Below are 16633 nucleotides of genomic sequence, written 5' to 3' on the forward strand. Positions count from 1 at the left end.
GCTGTTCCCCATGACCTTTCAAATAGCATTGAGTTTCGAGGATGGCATCACCCGCTTCGTCGAATGCAACACCGACGAAACTGTCGCCGACGCCTCCTACCGCGCCCGGATCAACATCCCCCTCGACTGCCGCGACGGAGCCTGCGGCACGTGCAAGTCACTGTGCGAGTCAGGCACTTTCGACGCCGGCGACTACATCGAGGAGGCACTCACGGACGGCGAGGCCGAGCAGGGATACTGCCTGCCGTGCCAGATGGTGCCGGAATCCGACCTCGTACTGCAGATCCCCACCACCTCCGCCGTGGCCAAGACTGCTGCCGGTTCGTACACGTCCACCATCACCGAGATCGTTCGCCACTCGGATTCGACTGTCGGCTTCACCGTCGCGGTCGACAATCGCGCAGATCTGGTCTTCCTTCCCGGTCAGTACGTGAACATCCTCGTTCCGGGAACCGAAGCAACACGCTCGTACTCGTTCAGCACCGGCCCCGACGTCGAGTCGGCGTCGTTTCTGGTCAAGATCACGCCGGGCGGGCTGATGTCCGACTATCTCAGTCTGCAAGCGCAGGTCGGTGACACACTGGAATTGACCGGCCCGATGGGCAGTTTCTTCCTGCGTAGCGGGCAGCGACGCGCACTCCTGCTCGCCGGGGGAACCGGTTTGGCGCCACTGCTCTCGATCCTGGAGAAAATGCAGACCGACGGTGTGACTCGACCCGTTCACTTGATTTACGGTGTGAACTCAGACCTCGATCTGGTCGAACTGGAGAAGCTGAGTGCGTACGCAGCATCGTTGCCGCAGTTCACCTTCGACTACTGCGTATCCGACCCCAACAGCACAGCACCCAACAAGGGGTACGTCACGAGCTTGATCGAACCGGGTCATCTCGACGGCGGAGACGTCGACGTCTACCTGTGCGGCCCGCCGCCGATGGTCGAAGCCGTTCGCCAGCACTTCAAGAACGTGTCGATCACACCCACGAACTTCTACTTCGAGAAGTTCAACAGCGCGGCGACCCCGGCTGATTCACCGGCAAGCTCGATCGAAGAAACGGCAGCCGACACGTACGAGATCGGTGAAGAACACCTGCCTGTCGCGGAATCGGACGCACAGTTCGACGCCCGGATGGCGCTCGAACTCGGCGCATTGGAACTCACGATCGGGCGCCTTACTCCGGCACAGTTGACGGAGTACCGCATTCTGGCGGAGAACTCGGCAACCTCCATCGACCGCGACCACTTCACGGACGCAGCGGCATTCACCGAAACCAACGCCCTCTTCCACGACTTCCTCTTCCGCTGCACCGGCAACGACATACTGCTGCAGGCCTACCAACGTCTCGAGGTCACGCAGCTGATGAACCGAGTACTCCGGACCGCGGACTGGGTGGACGAACATGTCGCAGAGGATCACTCACGCATTGTGCGCGCATTCGAGCAGAATGATCGCGCCGCGGCCCGTGAGCTGATCGTTCAGCACAGCAAACACGCGAAGTCGACGATGCGACGTGCCATCACCGACGCTCGGGTCAGTGTGGCGTCGTGAACGCACGTTACTTCTCCGGCCGGTTCGACGATCGGGTCGTTGTCGTCACCGGAGCGGCCCAGGGGATCGGGCGCAGCGTAGCCGAAAGAATCTCCGCCGAAGGCGGTTCCGTTGTTCTCGTGGACCGAGCAGAGCTGGTCCACGAGATTGCGGCACCGATGGATCGTTCCCATTCGGTGACCGCGGATCTCGAGACCTTCGAAGGTGCCCAGCACGCAATAGATTCCGCGCTGAGACACTTCGGACACATCGACGTACTGGTCAACAATGTCGGCGGCACAATCTGGGCAAAACCATACGAGCACTACACCCCGGAGCAGATCCACGCCGAAGTCACACGTTCGTTGTTCCCCACCCTGTGGACGAGCCGAGCATTGCTACCCCACTTGATCGAACGGGCGAGCGGAACCATCGTCAACGTCTCCTCAGTCGCTACCCGGGGCGTCAACCGTGTTCCATACGCTGCGGCCAAGGGCGGAGTCAGCGCCATCACCGCGGCACTGGCGATGGAAGTCGCGCAGTACGGAATACGAGTCGTGGCAACAGCTCCCGGTGGAACGGAAGCGCCACCTCGCGTCGTGGCCCGCGGCCCCGGTGCACAGACCGACGAAGAGAAACTCTGGTACCAACAGATCGTCGACCAGACCGTCGACTCGTCACTACTCAAGCGTTACGGCACCCTCGACGAACAAACTGCCGCCATAACCTTCCTTGCCTCCGATGAGGCGTCGTACGTCACCGGAACGGTCCTTCCCGTTGCCGGCGGCGACCTCGGCTGAGCGAGTCACCCCAATTCCTGATCTCTCGAACGGAGATTTGTCATGTCCTCGATCGAACGCGGTTCCTGGGCCAGCGCCCGCCATCGCTCTTCAGTGCTGTGGGTAGTCACCATCGCAGCCATCGCCATCTTGTTCGACGGATACGACCTCGTCGTATACGGCACGATTCTGCCCGTCCTGATGGACGATCCCGGCCACATCGGAGTGCTTTCTGCCTCTCAAGCTGGAGCATTGGGCTCGTACGCCCTTGTCGGAGTCATGGTGGGTGCGTTGACGTGCGGCGCAATCGGTGACTACTTCGGACGCCGAAAGATGATGCTGATCAACATCGTCTGGTTCTCGGTCGGCATGGCGCTGGCGGCGTTTGCGACCAGCATCACCACCTTCGGGCTCCTGCGATTCTTCACCGGCATCGGCGTCGGCGGACTGGTTGCCACTGCCGGAGCAATGATCGCCGAGTTCGCCCCGCCAGGGCGTCGAAATCTGTTCAACGCCATCGTGTACAGCGGCGTCCCGGCCGGCGGCGTCATGGCGTCGATCCTGGCAATCATTCTTCGTGATTCCATTGGATGGCGGGGACTCTTTCTCATCGGCGCACTTCCGTTGATCATCCTGTTTCCGCTTGCGTGGTTCAAACTTCCCGAATCTCCCGCGTGGCTCGTCGCCCGCGGTCGGAGTGACGAAGCTCGGGCAATTTCCTCGAAAACCGGAATTCCCCTGCCCGTTATCGCCACTAGCCCCGCCGATTCGCCCGCAGAGCGAGTCGGCTTCCGAGCCTTGGCCAGCAAGCAATATGTTTGGGGCACAGCACTACTGGGCCTCATGAGTTTTGCCGGTCTTCTTCTGACCTACGGACTGAACACCTGGCTGCCCAAAATCATGGAGAACGCCGGATACAACGCCAAGGGTTCACTCTCGTTCCTGCTGGTCCTCAACGGCGGCGCGATCATCGGCGGACTACTGGCGTCGCGGATCGCCGACATCACCGGGCCCCAGCGGGTTGTCGCAACCACTTTCGGTTTGGCCGCATTAGCACTCCTGCTGTTCACGTTCGGCTTCCCGCTACCCGTCCTTCTCGCATCTGTTGCGATCGCCGGGGTCGGCACAATCGGAACTCAGGTGCTCATCTACGGATTTGTCTCCAACTACTATTCGACGGCGGCCCGAGCGGCCGGCGTCGCGTGGTGCGCAGGCTTCGGCCGTCTCGGCGGCATCTTCGGCCCGCTGATCGGTGGAAGCTTGATCAGTGCCGGTATCAGTTCCGAGTCCGCGTTCTACGTGTTTGCCGGTATCGCCGTGCTTGGCTCCATCGTGACCTTCTTCGTACCTAAGCAGGCCCCAGATCTCGATACTGCCGCAACTCCTGCCGCAGAGGTCCGATCGGAAAACGAATCTCGCGGTGAGCCCGGCGTTACGGTAGTCAGGTGACACTTCGGGACGTGCTGGTGGGCCGAGAACGCGAACTGAGCGTTCTCGGCCAGGCATTGGCTGCGGCGAAGGCAGGCACTCCGTCCCTCGTTCTCGTAGAGGGCGATGCGGGCAGTGGCAAGTCCACTCTGGTCAGCCGGTTCTCCGAAATATCGGCGCAGCACACTCTTCGATCCGCTCGCGGATTGGAGTGGGAGTCTCAGACGCCGTTCGGGGTCGTCACACAACTACTCGACCATCCGGTGTCGGTCCACGATCCCGTCGTCATTGCCCAAGAGATTCTCGACAGCACTGACCAGTTGACCATGGTTGTCGTCGACGACGCCCACCACAGCGATGTCGGCTCACTTCAGGCGATTACTTCAGCGCTCCATCGAGGTCGGGGCGCGCAACTCTTGGTTGTGCTCGTCGTCGAGGATTCACCGCACATCAACGCCGAGGTCCGGCGCATTCTCGAACTTCACTGGTCGCAGCGACTGCACATCAGCGCCCTCGACGCCGCTGCCGTCATCGACATCGCCCGGGTTCGCAACGGAATTGATCTCAGTTCCGGCGTCGCGCTCCAACTTCAGGAGTTCACAGCGGGCAACACACTCGACGTCGTCTCGCTACTCGACGAATTGCCGCCGACGTATTGGACTCAGTGGCACCGCACCTTGCCTGTTCCCCGCTATCGCGCAGCGTCGATCGCAGGCACACTTGCGCTGTGCTCCGAGGGTGCACGCACTTTGGTCGAAGCCGCCGCGATCCTCGGGCGCAGCACGACGTTGTCGCACCTCGCTCAACTAGCCGAAGTCGACGACATCGTCAGCGCGCTGGACAACGCCTTTGGCTGCGGTCTTCTCACCGTGCACGAGCAGCGCGGCAGCACCGAAGTATCCGTTCGAGGAAAGATGGTTGCGGCTGCCGTGAGCGCCACCTTAGGACCTACCCGACTGCACCAACTGCATTGTCGCGCAGCCGAGATCGCCTGGGGAGACGGCGAGCGGTTGTTCCATCTGGCTGCCGCCGCTACGACGCACGACGAAGCACTGGCCTCAGAACTGGTGACCTACGCTGAACTCCGGGCAGCCGACGGCGCGTGGTCCGAGGTGGCCGACGCAATGGTCACCGCCAGCCGTCTCACCACCAGCAGAAGCGACCACGAGACTCGACTACTGAGGGGAATTGACGCGCTGACCGGTGCTGGCGACATTCCACACGCCATGGACTTCGTTCCCGAAATCGAGAGTATTACGCGCGGACCGCTGCGCGACGCCGTCCTCGGATACCTCGCGATTCACCGGGGACGCCCAACCGAAGCTGCTGACCTACTGACTCGCGCTTGGAGCAGTTGCCCTGCGGATCTCGATCCCGCAGTCGCGGCAATGATCGCCCAGCGAATGGTCCTGCATTCTCTGGCCAGACTCGACGGCGCCGCTTTGGTCCAGTGGGTCGACCGCGCAGTCGAATTGGTCGGTCCGTCAGATCCTGCCGCAGTGGAGTCCGAAGCGATAAAGGGCCTCGGACTGGGTGCCACCGGACACACCGAACAGGCGCTCGCGGCCTACGAAGAACTGTCGGACCGCATCCGGCCCGGCGCTCAAGCTCAGCGATTCCAGATGGGCCGCGGTTGGCTCGAGCTGGCAGTGGATCATCCCGAGGCGGCCCGTCGCGATCTCGAAAGCGCAGTGTCCACTGAATTTTCCAGCGGCTCGGCGCGTATCTCGCTGTGGGCGCAGGCCTGGCTTGCCCGCACACAGTTCGCCTTGGGGGCGTGGGACGACGCATTGTCGACGATCGACAGTGCCGCCGCGCAAGTCGATCGTTTCGAAATCGACATCGTCCGACCGTTGGTGCATTGGTCCGGGGCACAGATTCACGCGCTTCGCGGAAACTGGGACCTGGCCCGCAATCACGTGCGCCGCGCGCATGTTGGTGCACATTCCTACGAAATCATGTACGTGCCTTCGCTTCTCGCCCGGGCACAATTCTCCGAAGCTGCGGCCGACTACGCCGATGTACTGGCAGCGCTGACGCCCCTGACCTCGAGCACGTCACAACAGTGGCTCGACGAACCCGGGTTCTGGCCGTGGGTCGATCTCTATGCGAATGCTCTCGTGATGGTCGGTCGGGTCGACGACGCCGATGCCTTCCTCCAACCACACGAGAAGACAGCACGCATTCGCGGGCACCGTTCTGCCACAGCACGTCTTGGATATGTTCGTGGCAGAATCCATGGAGCCCGAAGCGAACTCGACGCCGCCAGAAACTGTTTCGACGACGCGCTTCTCAGCCTCGAGGACCTGCCACTCCCCTACGACCGTGCCCGAATCAATTTTGCCTACGGCCAAACTCTCCGGAGAGCCGGCAAACGCGCAGAGGCAGACGTCGTACTGAGGGACGCACGCGAGCTCTACTACGCGCTGGGCGCAGCGACATACGTCGAGCGTTGTGAGCGTGAGCTGCGCGCCGGCGGGTTGAACCTTTCACGTATGGACAAGGGAATCACCGATCTGACCCCACAAGAGCGAGCCGTTGCGGATCTTGTCGCTGCCGGCAAGTCCAACAAGGAAGCTGCGGGCGAATTGTTTCTCTCTGTCAAGACAATCCAGTATCACCTCACTCGTGCGTACGCAAAGCTCGGACTGCGCTCTCGTAGCGAACTTGCGGCGCTCTTTCGTGAACGCGAACTTGGCGATCCACACCAGGAGACCTGAAACATGTCGAATACCTCGACAATTGCACCCACTCGTGTCATCACCGAGCCGCTACCCCAACCTCTCTACAGTCCTCGGCGCGTTTTGCGAGACTTCGGCGGAACATACGGCGCAAACGCAGTTATCGGGATTGTCTTCTCTGCCACCGGCCCAGTAGCGGTCATCCTTGCTGCCGGCTTGGCCGGCGGGCTGAGCCAATCACAATTGGCCTCTTGGATTTTCGGCGCCTTCTTCGTCAACGGAATCTTGACGATCACCGCGTCCTGGCTGTACCGGCAACCACTGGCGTTTTTCTGGACGATTCCCGGAACCGTCGTCGTCGGCGCGTCCCTGCATCATCTTCCGTGGGAGCAGGCGATCGGAGCATTCTTTGCAACGGGCGTTCTGATCTTGCTGCTGGGATTGACGGGGTGGATCACACCGATCATGAATGCACTCCCCATGCCCATCGTCATGGCAATGGTGGCAGGCGTTTTCCTTCACTTCGGTACCGACCTGGTAGAGGCGCCCGCCCACGACGCCGCCATTGCACTGCCGATGATCGTCACCTTTGTTGCACTCAGCGCCTTCGCGAAACTGGGAAGGTATATCCCTCCCGTTCTCGGTGCCTTGATTGTCGGGGTGGTGGTCGTTCTCGCGACCGGACGGTTCGCACCTACCGGCGGCGATCACGAATGGTTTGCGCACCCAGTGCTGTCCACACCGGCATGGTCGTGGCAGGCAATGATCGAACTTGTTGTGCCGCTGGCGATCACCGTGGTCGTTGTGCAGAACGGCCAAGGGATCGCCGTCCTCCGAGCGGCCGGCCATCAACCGCCGATCGGCAGCGCAACGATTGCGTGTGGCGTGTTCTCACTCGTCAACGCGGCGGTGGGATGCGTATCAACCTGCCTGACCGGGCCCACCAACGCTCTCTTGTCAGCGTCCGGCGAACGAACAAGGCAGTACACCGCCGGCATTTTCTGCGGCGTGCTCGCGGTTGTCTTCGGCCTTTTTGCCCCGACCTTCGTGTCGATGATGCTGGGCACGCCCGCTGCGTTCATCGTGACACTGGGCGGATTGGCAATGCTGAAGGCACTGCAAGGCGCCTTCGTCACTGCATTCGGTTCGCGATTCACCTTCGGCGCGTTGATCGCGTTCCTCGTGACTATCTCCGACGTCGAACTGTTCAATATCGGTGGCGCATTCTGGGGACTAGTACTGGGAGTGATCGCCTCACGCATCCTCGAGCGCTCTGACTACTCGTGAAGACTGCCCTGACATGCGAATATTCGCATACGCGACTTTGACAATCATTTACATTAAGCAGTAGATCTATACCCATGCACCTCAACACCCGCGTATCGCGGCGCCTCACTCTTGCCACATCAGTGGGCCTCTCACTCGCCCTCGTCACAGGATGTTCCTCTGACACCACGGACGCGGCGGAGGCAACAACCACCGCCGCGTCGTCGGCACCGAACGAACAGGCTTCGGCAACACCACGTCTCGCCATCTCCTACGACGGCGGCGTCCTGGTACTGGATGCAACCTCCCTCGACGTCGTCGGCGAAACCGATATCGACGGCTTCACACGACTCAACCCGGCCGGCGACGGTCGGCACGTCATGATCTCCGCCGGCGAAGCGTTCAAGGTTCTCGACACCGGTACATGGTCCTCGGCCCACGGTGACCATTCCCATTACTACACAGCCGATCCCGCGATGTCAGATGTCGAGTTCGCGGCCAACGAGCCCGGACACGTTGTGCGACATGCCGGAAAAACTGTCCTCTTCAACGACGGATCCGGCCTGGTCGAAATATTCGATCCAGTTCAGCTGGCCAAGCGGCAGCCGCGCGTCGAGACGTACACAACCCCGCAGGCGCATCACGGGGTGGCTGTCGCACTCGCCGATGGAAGCCTGTTGACCACCATCGGAAACTCCGAGTCTCGCAACGGAATTGCAGTACTCGACGCCGATCGCAAAGAGGTAATGCGCAACGAGCAGTGCCCGGGCGTTCACGGCGAGGCAGTCGCAGCAGATGAAACGATCGTGCTGGGCTGCCAGGACGGCCTGCTCGTGTACAAGAACGGCGCGATCACCAAGGTCCAGAGCCCGGATCCATACGGACGCATCGGAAACCAGGCCGGCTCCGAAGACTCCGAGATCGTACTCGGTGACTACAAAACAGATCCGGACGCCGAACTCGAACGGCCACAGCGAATCTCACTCACCAATACCAGTACATCGGAACTGAAGCTCGTTGATCTCGGGACCAGTTACACCTTCCGATCACTCGGTCGCGGACCGCACGGCGAGGCACTTGTTCTCGGGACCGACGGCGCTATCCACGTCATCGACCCGAACACCGGCGCAGTGACCAAGAAGATTGCCGTCATCGGCGAGTGGACCGAACCCACCGAATGGCAGGAGCCCAGGCCCACCCTCTTCACACTGGACCACACGGCCTACGTCACCGACCCCGCGTCGAAGAAGCTGATCGCCGTCGATCTCGAAGACGGCAGCATCCTGACCGAAACCACACTCGATCACACCCCGAACGAATTGACCGGTGTCACTGGCTGATTCGGATTTCGCTTGTGCCCCCGTCTCGCACCGAGGTGGGGGCCGAAGCCGTCTTACGAGTACGGATTCCGAACGGCATGTCGACCACCAGCCACATTTACACCGAAGCCACCGGCGAATGCAGCGGTCGGCAGGTTATTCAGATTTCAGCAACCGAAGATGAACAGTCCAGATCCATTTGATTCCTCTTCTTCAGAAAGTTACCGACGACAGGACCGCAGGGGAAGCCTCGAATCGCGACGGGATTGTTAGTGTCGAGGACGTGCTCACACATGGATTGACGGTGGACGGCCCACCAACGCTCGAACACATTGATTTCGCCGTTTTGGATTCCTTTCGTTTCCCGGATGGGGACGGCTTCCCCGCTTCACATCGTGCATTTATCCGGCATGCAGGTTGGGCGCGGTCCTTCGGACTCTGGCTCATCTACCCGCCCGTGCATCCCGGATTTGCCGATGGCTGGCAAGGGCGCGCAGGGTATCTCACCGCGCACCTCCATTCCGTCTACCGAGAGGGCCACAGCGAGGAGTTCGATTGGATGGTCGAACCCGACGGCGATTGGTCGCTCCCCGCCTCGCTGCACGTATTCGGATTGAGCGAGAACGGCGACGCTCTGCTGTGGGATACAACATCGCGCGGCACCGACGGGGAGTTCCCAGTCTGGGAATCACGCTCACTCAACTCTCTCCACCGACTCGGCGACAGTCTCTCAGAAGCACTTCCGTCCATCCGCGATCGAGCTTTGAGCTTGTTCGGACCGCGCACTTACGACATCGAACCACTCCCTCCGATCCCACTCTGAAGCACGAGGAGTGACTACGCCGGGCTTTCCGCGGCGGAGACGTCGAGGATCCAGGTCACCCCGAAAGCATCGGTGAGCATGCCGAAACCGGGGCTCCACGCTGCCGCGGCGAGGCCCTCGACGATGGATGCGCCGGCCGAGAGCTTGGCCCAGTAATTCTGCACCTCTTCGAGGGTCTCCCCGCGAACGGAGACGAAGAACGGCTGTTCGGTGATCGTGGTGCCGTTCTCGCGGTGCGTCGAGCCGGCATTTCCCACCGAACCGCCCGACTGCCCGGGGATGTCGTACGCCATCACGCAAAATCCGTCTGTGGTTTCGACCTGGCCGAAGACGACGTTCTCCGCGCCAGGTACATCCTTGGGCATCCCGAAGTCTCCGTAGGTTGCAATCGTGACCTGTCCACCGAAGACGGACTGATAAAACTCCAGGGCCGCGCGGGCATCGCCGCGGAAGTTGAGGTGGGTCGTTGTCTTGATGCTCATGGCTGCTCCTAGTAAGAACGTCGCCCGGGTTTCTCCTGGACAACACCAACTCTCACAGGCATATAGGACTGCTTTTGTCCTAGACTCCAACTAATCTCCAGAGATGGCGACCACCTCCCGGCTGTTGAATCTCCTGTCTCTCTTGCAGACCAGGCGCGACTGGCCGGGCGTCCTTCTCGCCGAGCGACTCGACGTCAGTCACCGCACGGTCCGCCGCGACATCGACCGGCTGCGGGAAATGGGCTACAACATTGCGGCAACCATGGGCCCGGACGGCGGATACCGACTCGATGCGGGTAGTGAGCTGCCTCCCCTCCTGTTCGACGACGATCAAGTCATCGCGTTGGCTGTTGCCCTGCAGACGGCGACCATGACCGGCGTCGGAATCGAAGAGGGTGCAGTTCGTGCTCTGACCACCGTGCGGCAAGTGATGCCGTCGCGTCTGCGCCATCGACTCGACGCTCTCGCATTCACTGCGATTTCGGCCGGCCCCGGTGACACGGCGTCCGACTCCGTGTCACCGGAGGTACTCGTTGCGATGTCCACAGCGATCCGCGCTCTCGAAGTGCTCCGTTTCGATTATGCGAGCGACCGCCCGGCCGACAGTTCAACCGATAACGGCGAACCAGCGCCCCCACGCCGGGTGGAGCCGCATCATCTCGTGACCTCCAATCGTCGCTGGTACCTCGTCGCGTGGGATCTCGAGAGAGACGAATGGCGAATCTTCCGCGCCGATCGAATCGCCCCGCGCACCCCGAACGGCCCCCGTTTCACGCCGAGGGAGATCCCCGGCGGCGACGTAACCGAATACGTGTCCGGGCGCTTCAAAGGCTCGGAAAAAACCAACAAGTGGCCTTGCCATGGCAAGGTCATTCTCCATCGGCCGGCCAGTTACGTTCTCCCCTTTGCCGGGGACGGCATCGTCGAAGATCTTGGCCCCGACCGGTGCAGTCTCGAAGCCGGATCATGGTCCTGGGTGGCTCTCGCAGCATCTCTCAACCGATTCGACACCGACATCGATGTCGTCGGACCAGCAGAACTGACCGGCGCCTTTGCGCAACTCGCCGCCCGCAACGCCGCGACCGCTGCGAATTAGATGCTCTCCCCGGCGACAGGTCCCGCTAGCGAACAAGCCAATGTGGCGGGGCTGCAACACCGGCGGGCAAACATGTGTCACCGTTACCTCTGGCTGCGTTCACCTGGGGCTGTGTGACGAACAACGCGGCCGAGAGATCCGCGCCATCCAACCTGGCATCACGCAGATCCGCCCCGAGCAGATCTACCGCTGTGAGGTCACTTCCCCTCAGATCCGCGGCGATCAAGCAAGCTCCGCGCAGATCGGCCCCACACAATCTGTGTGCGCGCAGGTCCGATCCAGCAAGGTCCGCTTCGGCGGCGATGCTCGAGTCCAACTGATCAACTTCGGCAAAGTAGGAAGCCCGAACTTCCGCACTGATCTCCATCAGCACTGCCCTGACCACAGAATGTAATGCGCCGATGTCAGTCGAGAACAGTTCGGCCTGTCCGCCGCGGATCAGTGCGGCAATGGTGGATGCGAGTTCGCGAGCTTCGTGCGCAGCGTCCGGGTCATAGGTGCGTTCCTGCGCCTCGAACAGGTACCACAGCATCTCGTGCAACTGTTTGACGATCTTGAAGGCGGAGAACATGTGTTGCTGCGCATCAGGACGCTCGCGCCAGCTGACGCCGGAGAACAACTGCTGCGACACAACCTGTCCCGCGCCGAAGCAGTCGAAGACCGTGCAGCCGCGGAACCCCCGGGATCGAAGTCCTTCATGGACAGTGCAGGAGAAATTCGAGCCGAGGTGCCGGCACGGAGAACCCGCGGGCTTGTCCTCGGCAAAATCTACCGATCGCGAGAACCCGAAGGCCGTGCAGCACAAGGAAAAACAGTTACTGCAGTCGGCGCGCAGATCCTCGCGCCGAACAGATGAGTGTGTCGATGACATGATGAATGAGCTCCAAAGTGGGGATTCCAATGCAGGACAGGAGGCGGGAACCCGAGGTCGGGTTCCCTCTCGGGACACACGGAATCACCACCGCGCGCAGGCGCGGCACACAATCATCGCGACGGGTCTGGATCACAGACAAGTTTTGTTTATCACTGCAAACAAAGTACCAGTTCGGGCACGACGAGTCCGCGACAGGTCGAGCAACCGAACGACAACGTACCACTGCTAACCATATTCTGTTATCGTTGATTTCATGAGCTCGAGAGCGAAGATACTGGCAGCGGCAACCGAGTTACTCAACTCCTCTCCGGACGGCGACATCTCCACCCGCGCCGTCTGCGAGAGAGCCGGCGTCGGCGCGCCCGCGCTCTACCGCCAGTTCGGCGACAAAGACGGCCTGCTCGCAGCCGTCGTCGAAGCCGGGTTCTCCGAGTACCTCGCAGGCAAACGCGCTGCGATCCCCTCCGCAGATCCGGTAGCCGATCTACGTGCAGGCTGGGACGCGCACACGGCGTTCGCGCTCGCGCATCCTGCGCACTACCGGTTGTTGCATTCACCATCCACACAGAGCGCTGACACCGCCATGCAAGCCCAGGCGCTACTTCGATCCGTTCTCGAACGCTGCGCTGCCGCAGGTCTTCTGACCGTATCCGTCGACGTGGCAACACAGATGGTGATGTCCGCCAATGCGGGCGTCGCACTGATGCTCGTCGTGAGACCGCAGCAGTATCCCGACCCGACACTGTCGGGGCGTGTTCGCGACGGAATCCTCGCATCCATCATCGACGAATCCGGCACCCCGCAGGACGCCTCGCTCAACACCGTCGCATCCACCCTGGAGACCCAACTCGCTACGGCAGATTCAACTTCCCTCTCCACCAACGAGGTTGGACTGCTGCGCGAGTGGCTCCGCAAGCTGTCCGACGCCCCCGAACCCACTTCAGGAGTTACATCATGACTGACACCACCACCCGCGTCGCCATCGTCACCGGAGCGTCCGGCGGCATCGGCCGAGCGACTGCAGAGAAGCTCGCGGCCGATGGAATGGCTGTCGCCGTTCACTATTCGGGAAATCTTCAACGCGCCCAGGAAACAGTCGACACCATCGTCGCAGCGGGCGGGCACGCCATCGCGGTGCACGCCGATGTCGCAGACGAAGGTGAAGTAGCCGCACTGTTCGACACGGTCGAGCAGGAGTTCGGAGGCATCGACGTTGTTGTCCACGCAGCCGGAATCATGATTCTCTCGACCGTCGCCGAATTGAACTTCGACGACTTCGACCGGATGCACCGCACCAATGTTCGGGGCACGTTTGTTGTCGATCAACAAGCCGCGAGGCGGGTGCGCAGCGGCGGTGCCATCATCAACTTCTCCACCTCCGTGAAGAAGCTGGCCTTCCCGACCTACGCTGCGTACGCGGCCACCAAAGGCGCAGTGGACGCGATCACGCTAGTTCTTGCGAAAGAGCTACGGGGACGCGACATCACAGTCAACGCCGTGGCTCCAGGCCCCACCGCCACCGACCTGTTTCTGGACGGGAAAGACGAAGCGACAGTGGAGAACCTGTCGAAGATGGCGCCCCTCGAACGGCTCGGAACTCCGCTCGACATCGCGGAGGCAGTCTCGTTTCTCGCCGGCCCGGCGCGGTGGGTCAACGGTCAGGTGATCTACGTCAACGGCGGCGTCGTCTAGCGCATCTCCCCCGCTCCCACGTATGGATTAAGGCTGACGAGAGGCTTTCCCTCGGCAAATCTGCTGAATCGGAAATCGTTGCCGTCCACGGCCGAATCACTACTGATGCCGTCGAGAATCAGATCGGCAACCAGCCGTCCGACAGCCGGGGAAATCTTGTATCCGTGTCCGCTGAAACCGACTGCGAGGAAAAGTCCGTCGACAGGTGACGGGCCGATGATCGGGTTGTAGTCCGGAGTGATGTCGTAACAACCCGCATACGACGACGCCAAACGTGGATCCGGCATCGACGGCAGCAGACGCTCGAGCTTGCCGATCGCGGTCTCCACAAATGCATCCCCTGCCCGGTTCAGGTAGCTGTCCGGGTCGGCAAACTCAGGCGCAGAGTGATCACTGTTGCCTACCAACAGGTCTGCGTTGGGTTCGCGCCGGATGTACTGCAGGTTCACCAGATCCGAGAAGGTGGGCACGAGCGGGGTAGGTTCCCCCTGATCAACGAGCAGCAATTGCTCCCACTGCACCTTGATCGGGATGTCGACTCCGACCGTCGCGGCCAACGCGGGTGACCATACGCCGGTAGCAAGAACAACAGTATCCGCATGGATCTCGGCGCCGTCGGCAAGTGTGACGCCGTAGACGGATCCATCCTCTCGCGTCAGAAGTGTTGTCACTTCGGTCGATTGACGAACTGTCACGCCGAGTTCGCGCGCTTTCGTGCCGTATGCCATCCCCGTCATGTACGCATCGCCGTGCCCACCCAAAGGTTCGTAGGCAAAGGCCGCGAAGTCGTCCAGGTTGATGCCCGGCCAGAATGCTCGAACGGCGTCGGCGTCGATGAGGTCGACGGGCACACCCAGAGCACGATGCATCTCGACATTTGCCAACAAGGGTTCTGTGTTGTTGCCGCCAACCCCGACTATGTAACCGGTCTGACGGAAGCCGATATCGGTGCCGAGTACCTGTTCTGCATCCGAAAAGACCTGGACCCCATGCCAGGCCATCGCCGCCAGCGACGGGACCCCGTAGTGGCAGCGAACAATTCCACTCGATTTGCCCGTCATCCCCGAGCACATCGTATTACGCTCGAGCACAACTACATCCGACTCGCCCCGCAGCGCAAGCGACCACGCAATCGCAAGGCCCTCGAGGCCACCTCCCACGATCACTATCCGCGCATGCTCCGCCATCACTTACTCCTGTCTCGAGTTTCTCAACAAGAGACAGTGTTTCATAAAATGAAACCAAGAGTGTGACGGCGAAGTAAAACTTCGCAGACTCACTCGTTCTTCGGTTGTGGCTTCTCCGGGTTCGGCGTGGCCGGATCGATGGTGTCCGCCTGATCCCGCTTCTCGTTCAACTCATCCTTCGAGCTTGCTACGTCCCGCCGATGCTGCGCCGCATGCTGTTGCAGGGCAGATGCTTCCGCAGCTTTGGCATCGGCCTCGGCTTGCACCATGCGAGCCTTCGCCTCACTTTCCTTGGCCCTGGCCTCACGCTGGCCTACTTCGAACGACGACTCCGCCACGTCCTTGCGAATCGCCTCGGCCTCGAGGTGGCGCCGCTCGTTACGTTTGTTGCGAGCCGTCCACACCAGAAGCGCAACGACCACAATCACAACGACCACAACTACAATTGTCCAGATAACACTGCTGGTACTCATACTGAAAGCAGTACCCACCAGCAGATTTCTCACACGCCCATGTCCCCCAGACTTACGTTGGCGCCACACAGAACGACACACAGCTCACCGTCTCGCGGCGGTGAAACCGTGCCGTCCAACACCGGAACCAGCGCTGCGGCGGTACCCAACTCCACGAGTATCCGAAACTCGCGCCACAGAAAAGATCTAGCCCGAACGATCGAATCATCATCTACGACAACACTGTCTACCGCGTTGTCGGTGACGGTCGCCCAGGCTATTGCGCCTACGCGGGACGCTCCGAGAGAATCGGATGCAATGCTGTCCAACTCGATATCAACAGGGTGTCCGGCTTCCAGCGCAGCATGCAACGTGGCGGCACCGATCGGCTCTACCGCAACAACTCGATCCTCTGGCCGCGCTGCGGCGGCGATCCCCGAGACCAGTCCACCGCCGCCCACAGCGATGCAGTACGTTATCGGCCCGCTCGCTTCCTCCGCGACCTCGAGCGCGATGGTTCCGGCACCAGCCACAATGTCGGGAAGATCGTAGGCGTGTAGCTCCAAAGCTCCGCTCGACAAGGCAATCTCGGACGCTGCTGCTGCCGCGAGAACATACCGATCGCCCACCTTTTCGACCGTTGCCCCCAACGCGCCGAGCGCCGCAACTTTTGCATCGGGCGCAGTTTCCGGCACGACCACGGTGCACCCCAACCCCCGGCGACGCGACGCCCATGCAGCTCCGATAGCCGCGTTTCCACCCGACGCGATCACCACCCCCGCACTGGGCATCGTGCCGTCAGCAGCTGCCCGCTCGATCGCGTTGAAACTGCCGCGCACCTTGAACGACCCACCGTATTGGAGGTACTCGAGCTTGAACAGGACCGCAACGTCTCCGTGCGGTGTCGGGACCGTGGTGCGAAAGATCGGAGTCCGTCGAGCCAACCCGTCGATCCGCTCGCGGGCGGCCTCGACGTCAGCGCTCGTCAGGGCTACTGGTCCCGTGATGTTCTCGGTGCGAGGAGTCATA

15 protein-coding genes are annotated in these 16633 nt (G+C 61.5%); 10 read left to right on the forward strand and 5 right to left on the reverse strand.

Translation table 11 applies throughout. The annotated features are described in order from the left end of the window. Window positions 1-10: 10 nt before the first annotated feature. The 7 genes from benC to R4P64_RS01335 all read left to right on the forward strand — a co-directional run bounded on the left by benC (window position 11) and on the right by R4P64_RS01335 (window position 9821). A complete protein-coding gene (benC, locus tag R4P64_RS01305) occupies window positions 11-1546 on the forward strand; it encodes a benzoate 1,2-dioxygenase electron transfer component BenC (protein ID WP_317818943.1) in 1536 nt (511 codons plus the stop codon). Beyond that, window positions 1543-2325, forward strand: a complete 783-nt coding sequence (locus R4P64_RS01310; protein WP_317818944.1) for a 1,6-dihydroxycyclohexa-2,4-diene-1-carboxylate dehydrogenase — start codon at window positions 1543-1545, stop codon at window positions 2323-2325. Before benC ends, R4P64_RS01310 begins: the two co-directional genes overlap by 4 nt. Window positions 2326-2367: 42 nt before the next feature. Then, a complete protein-coding gene (locus R4P64_RS01315) occupies window positions 2368-3753 on the forward strand; it encodes an MFS transporter (RefSeq protein ID WP_033233588.1) in 1386 nt (461 codons plus the stop codon). Continuing rightward, window positions 3750-6452: a LuxR C-terminal-related transcriptional regulator gene (locus tag R4P64_RS01320; RefSeq protein WP_317818945.1), complete on the forward strand. Its 2703-nt coding sequence runs from the start codon at window positions 3750-3752 to the stop codon at window positions 6450-6452. Before R4P64_RS01315 ends, R4P64_RS01320 begins: the two co-directional genes overlap by 4 nt. Window positions 6453-6455: 3 nt before the next feature. Then, complete coding sequence (locus R4P64_RS01325) at window positions 6456-7700, forward strand: benzoate/H(+) symporter BenE family transporter (protein ID WP_317818946.1); 1245 nt, start codon at window positions 6456-6458, stop codon at window positions 7698-7700. A gap of 74 nt (window positions 7701-7774) precedes the next feature. Next, on the forward strand, window positions 7775-9019 hold the full coding sequence (aztD, locus tag R4P64_RS01330) for a zinc metallochaperone AztD (protein WP_317818947.1): 1245 nt from the start codon (window positions 7775-7777) through the stop codon (window positions 9017-9019). A 262-nt stretch (window positions 9020-9281) separates the two neighbouring features. Further along, window positions 9282-9821, forward strand: coding sequence for a hypothetical protein (locus R4P64_RS01335; protein ID WP_317818949.1), 540 nt, complete (start codon window positions 9282-9284; stop codon window positions 9819-9821). Window positions 9822-9835: 14 nt separating this feature from the next. On the opposite strand, the gene R4P64_RS01340 is transcribed toward R4P64_RS01335, so the two are convergent. Then, window positions 9836-10303, reverse strand: coding sequence for a VOC family protein (locus R4P64_RS01340; protein ID WP_317818951.1), 468 nt, complete (start codon window positions 10301-10303; stop codon window positions 9836-9838). Between the two features lie 103 nt (window positions 10304-10406). Between R4P64_RS01340 and R4P64_RS01345 the strand changes: the two genes are divergently transcribed. Further along, window positions 10407-11399: a helix-turn-helix transcriptional regulator gene (locus R4P64_RS01345; RefSeq protein ID WP_317818953.1), complete on the forward strand. Its 993-nt coding sequence runs from the start codon at window positions 10407-10409 to the stop codon at window positions 11397-11399. Between the two features lie 25 nt (window positions 11400-11424). Here R4P64_RS01345 and R4P64_RS01350 read toward each other — a convergent pair whose 3' ends face one another. Beyond that, window positions 11425-12030, reverse strand: coding sequence for a pentapeptide repeat-containing protein (locus tag R4P64_RS01350; protein WP_317818955.1), 606 nt, complete (start codon window positions 12028-12030; stop codon window positions 11425-11427). A 496-nt stretch (window positions 12031-12526) separates the two neighbouring features. On the opposite strand from R4P64_RS01350, the gene R4P64_RS01355 reads away from it, so the two are divergent. Beyond that, a complete protein-coding gene (locus tag R4P64_RS01355) occupies window positions 12527-13231 on the forward strand; it encodes a TetR/AcrR family transcriptional regulator (protein ID WP_172937062.1) in 705 nt (234 codons plus the stop codon). Then, window positions 13228-13965 (forward strand): SDR family oxidoreductase, encoded by a 738-nt coding sequence (locus R4P64_RS01360; protein WP_033233596.1) that lies wholly within the window; start codon window positions 13228-13230, stop codon window positions 13963-13965. The genes R4P64_RS01355 and R4P64_RS01360 overlap by 4 nt, the downstream gene beginning before the upstream one ends. Here the strand turns inward: R4P64_RS01360 and R4P64_RS01365 are convergent. The 3 genes from R4P64_RS01365 to R4P64_RS01375 form a co-directional block, all read right to left on the reverse strand. Then, window positions 13962-15152: an FAD-binding oxidoreductase gene (locus R4P64_RS01365; protein WP_317818958.1), complete on the reverse strand. Its 1191-nt coding sequence runs from the start codon at window positions 15150-15152 to the stop codon at window positions 13962-13964. The genes R4P64_RS01360 and R4P64_RS01365 overlap by 4 nt on opposite strands. An 89-nt stretch (window positions 15153-15241) precedes the next feature. After that, window positions 15242-15625 (reverse strand): hypothetical protein, encoded by a 384-nt coding sequence (locus R4P64_RS01370; RefSeq protein WP_257013253.1) that lies wholly within the window; start codon window positions 15623-15625, stop codon window positions 15242-15244. Between the two features lie 29 nt (window positions 15626-15654). Beyond that, window positions 15655-16632 carry a serine/threonine dehydratase gene (locus R4P64_RS01375; RefSeq protein WP_317818959.1) on the reverse strand — a complete coding sequence of 326 codons (978 nt, stop codon included), beginning with the start codon at window positions 16630-16632 and terminating at the stop codon, window positions 15655-15657. Window position 16633: the final 1 nt, after the last annotated feature.

The sequence above is a fragment of the Rhodococcus sp. IEGM 1366 genome, assembly GCF_033142425.1.
GTDB lineage: Bacteria > Actinomycetota > Actinomycetes > Mycobacteriales > Mycobacteriaceae > Rhodococcus_F > Rhodococcus_F globerula.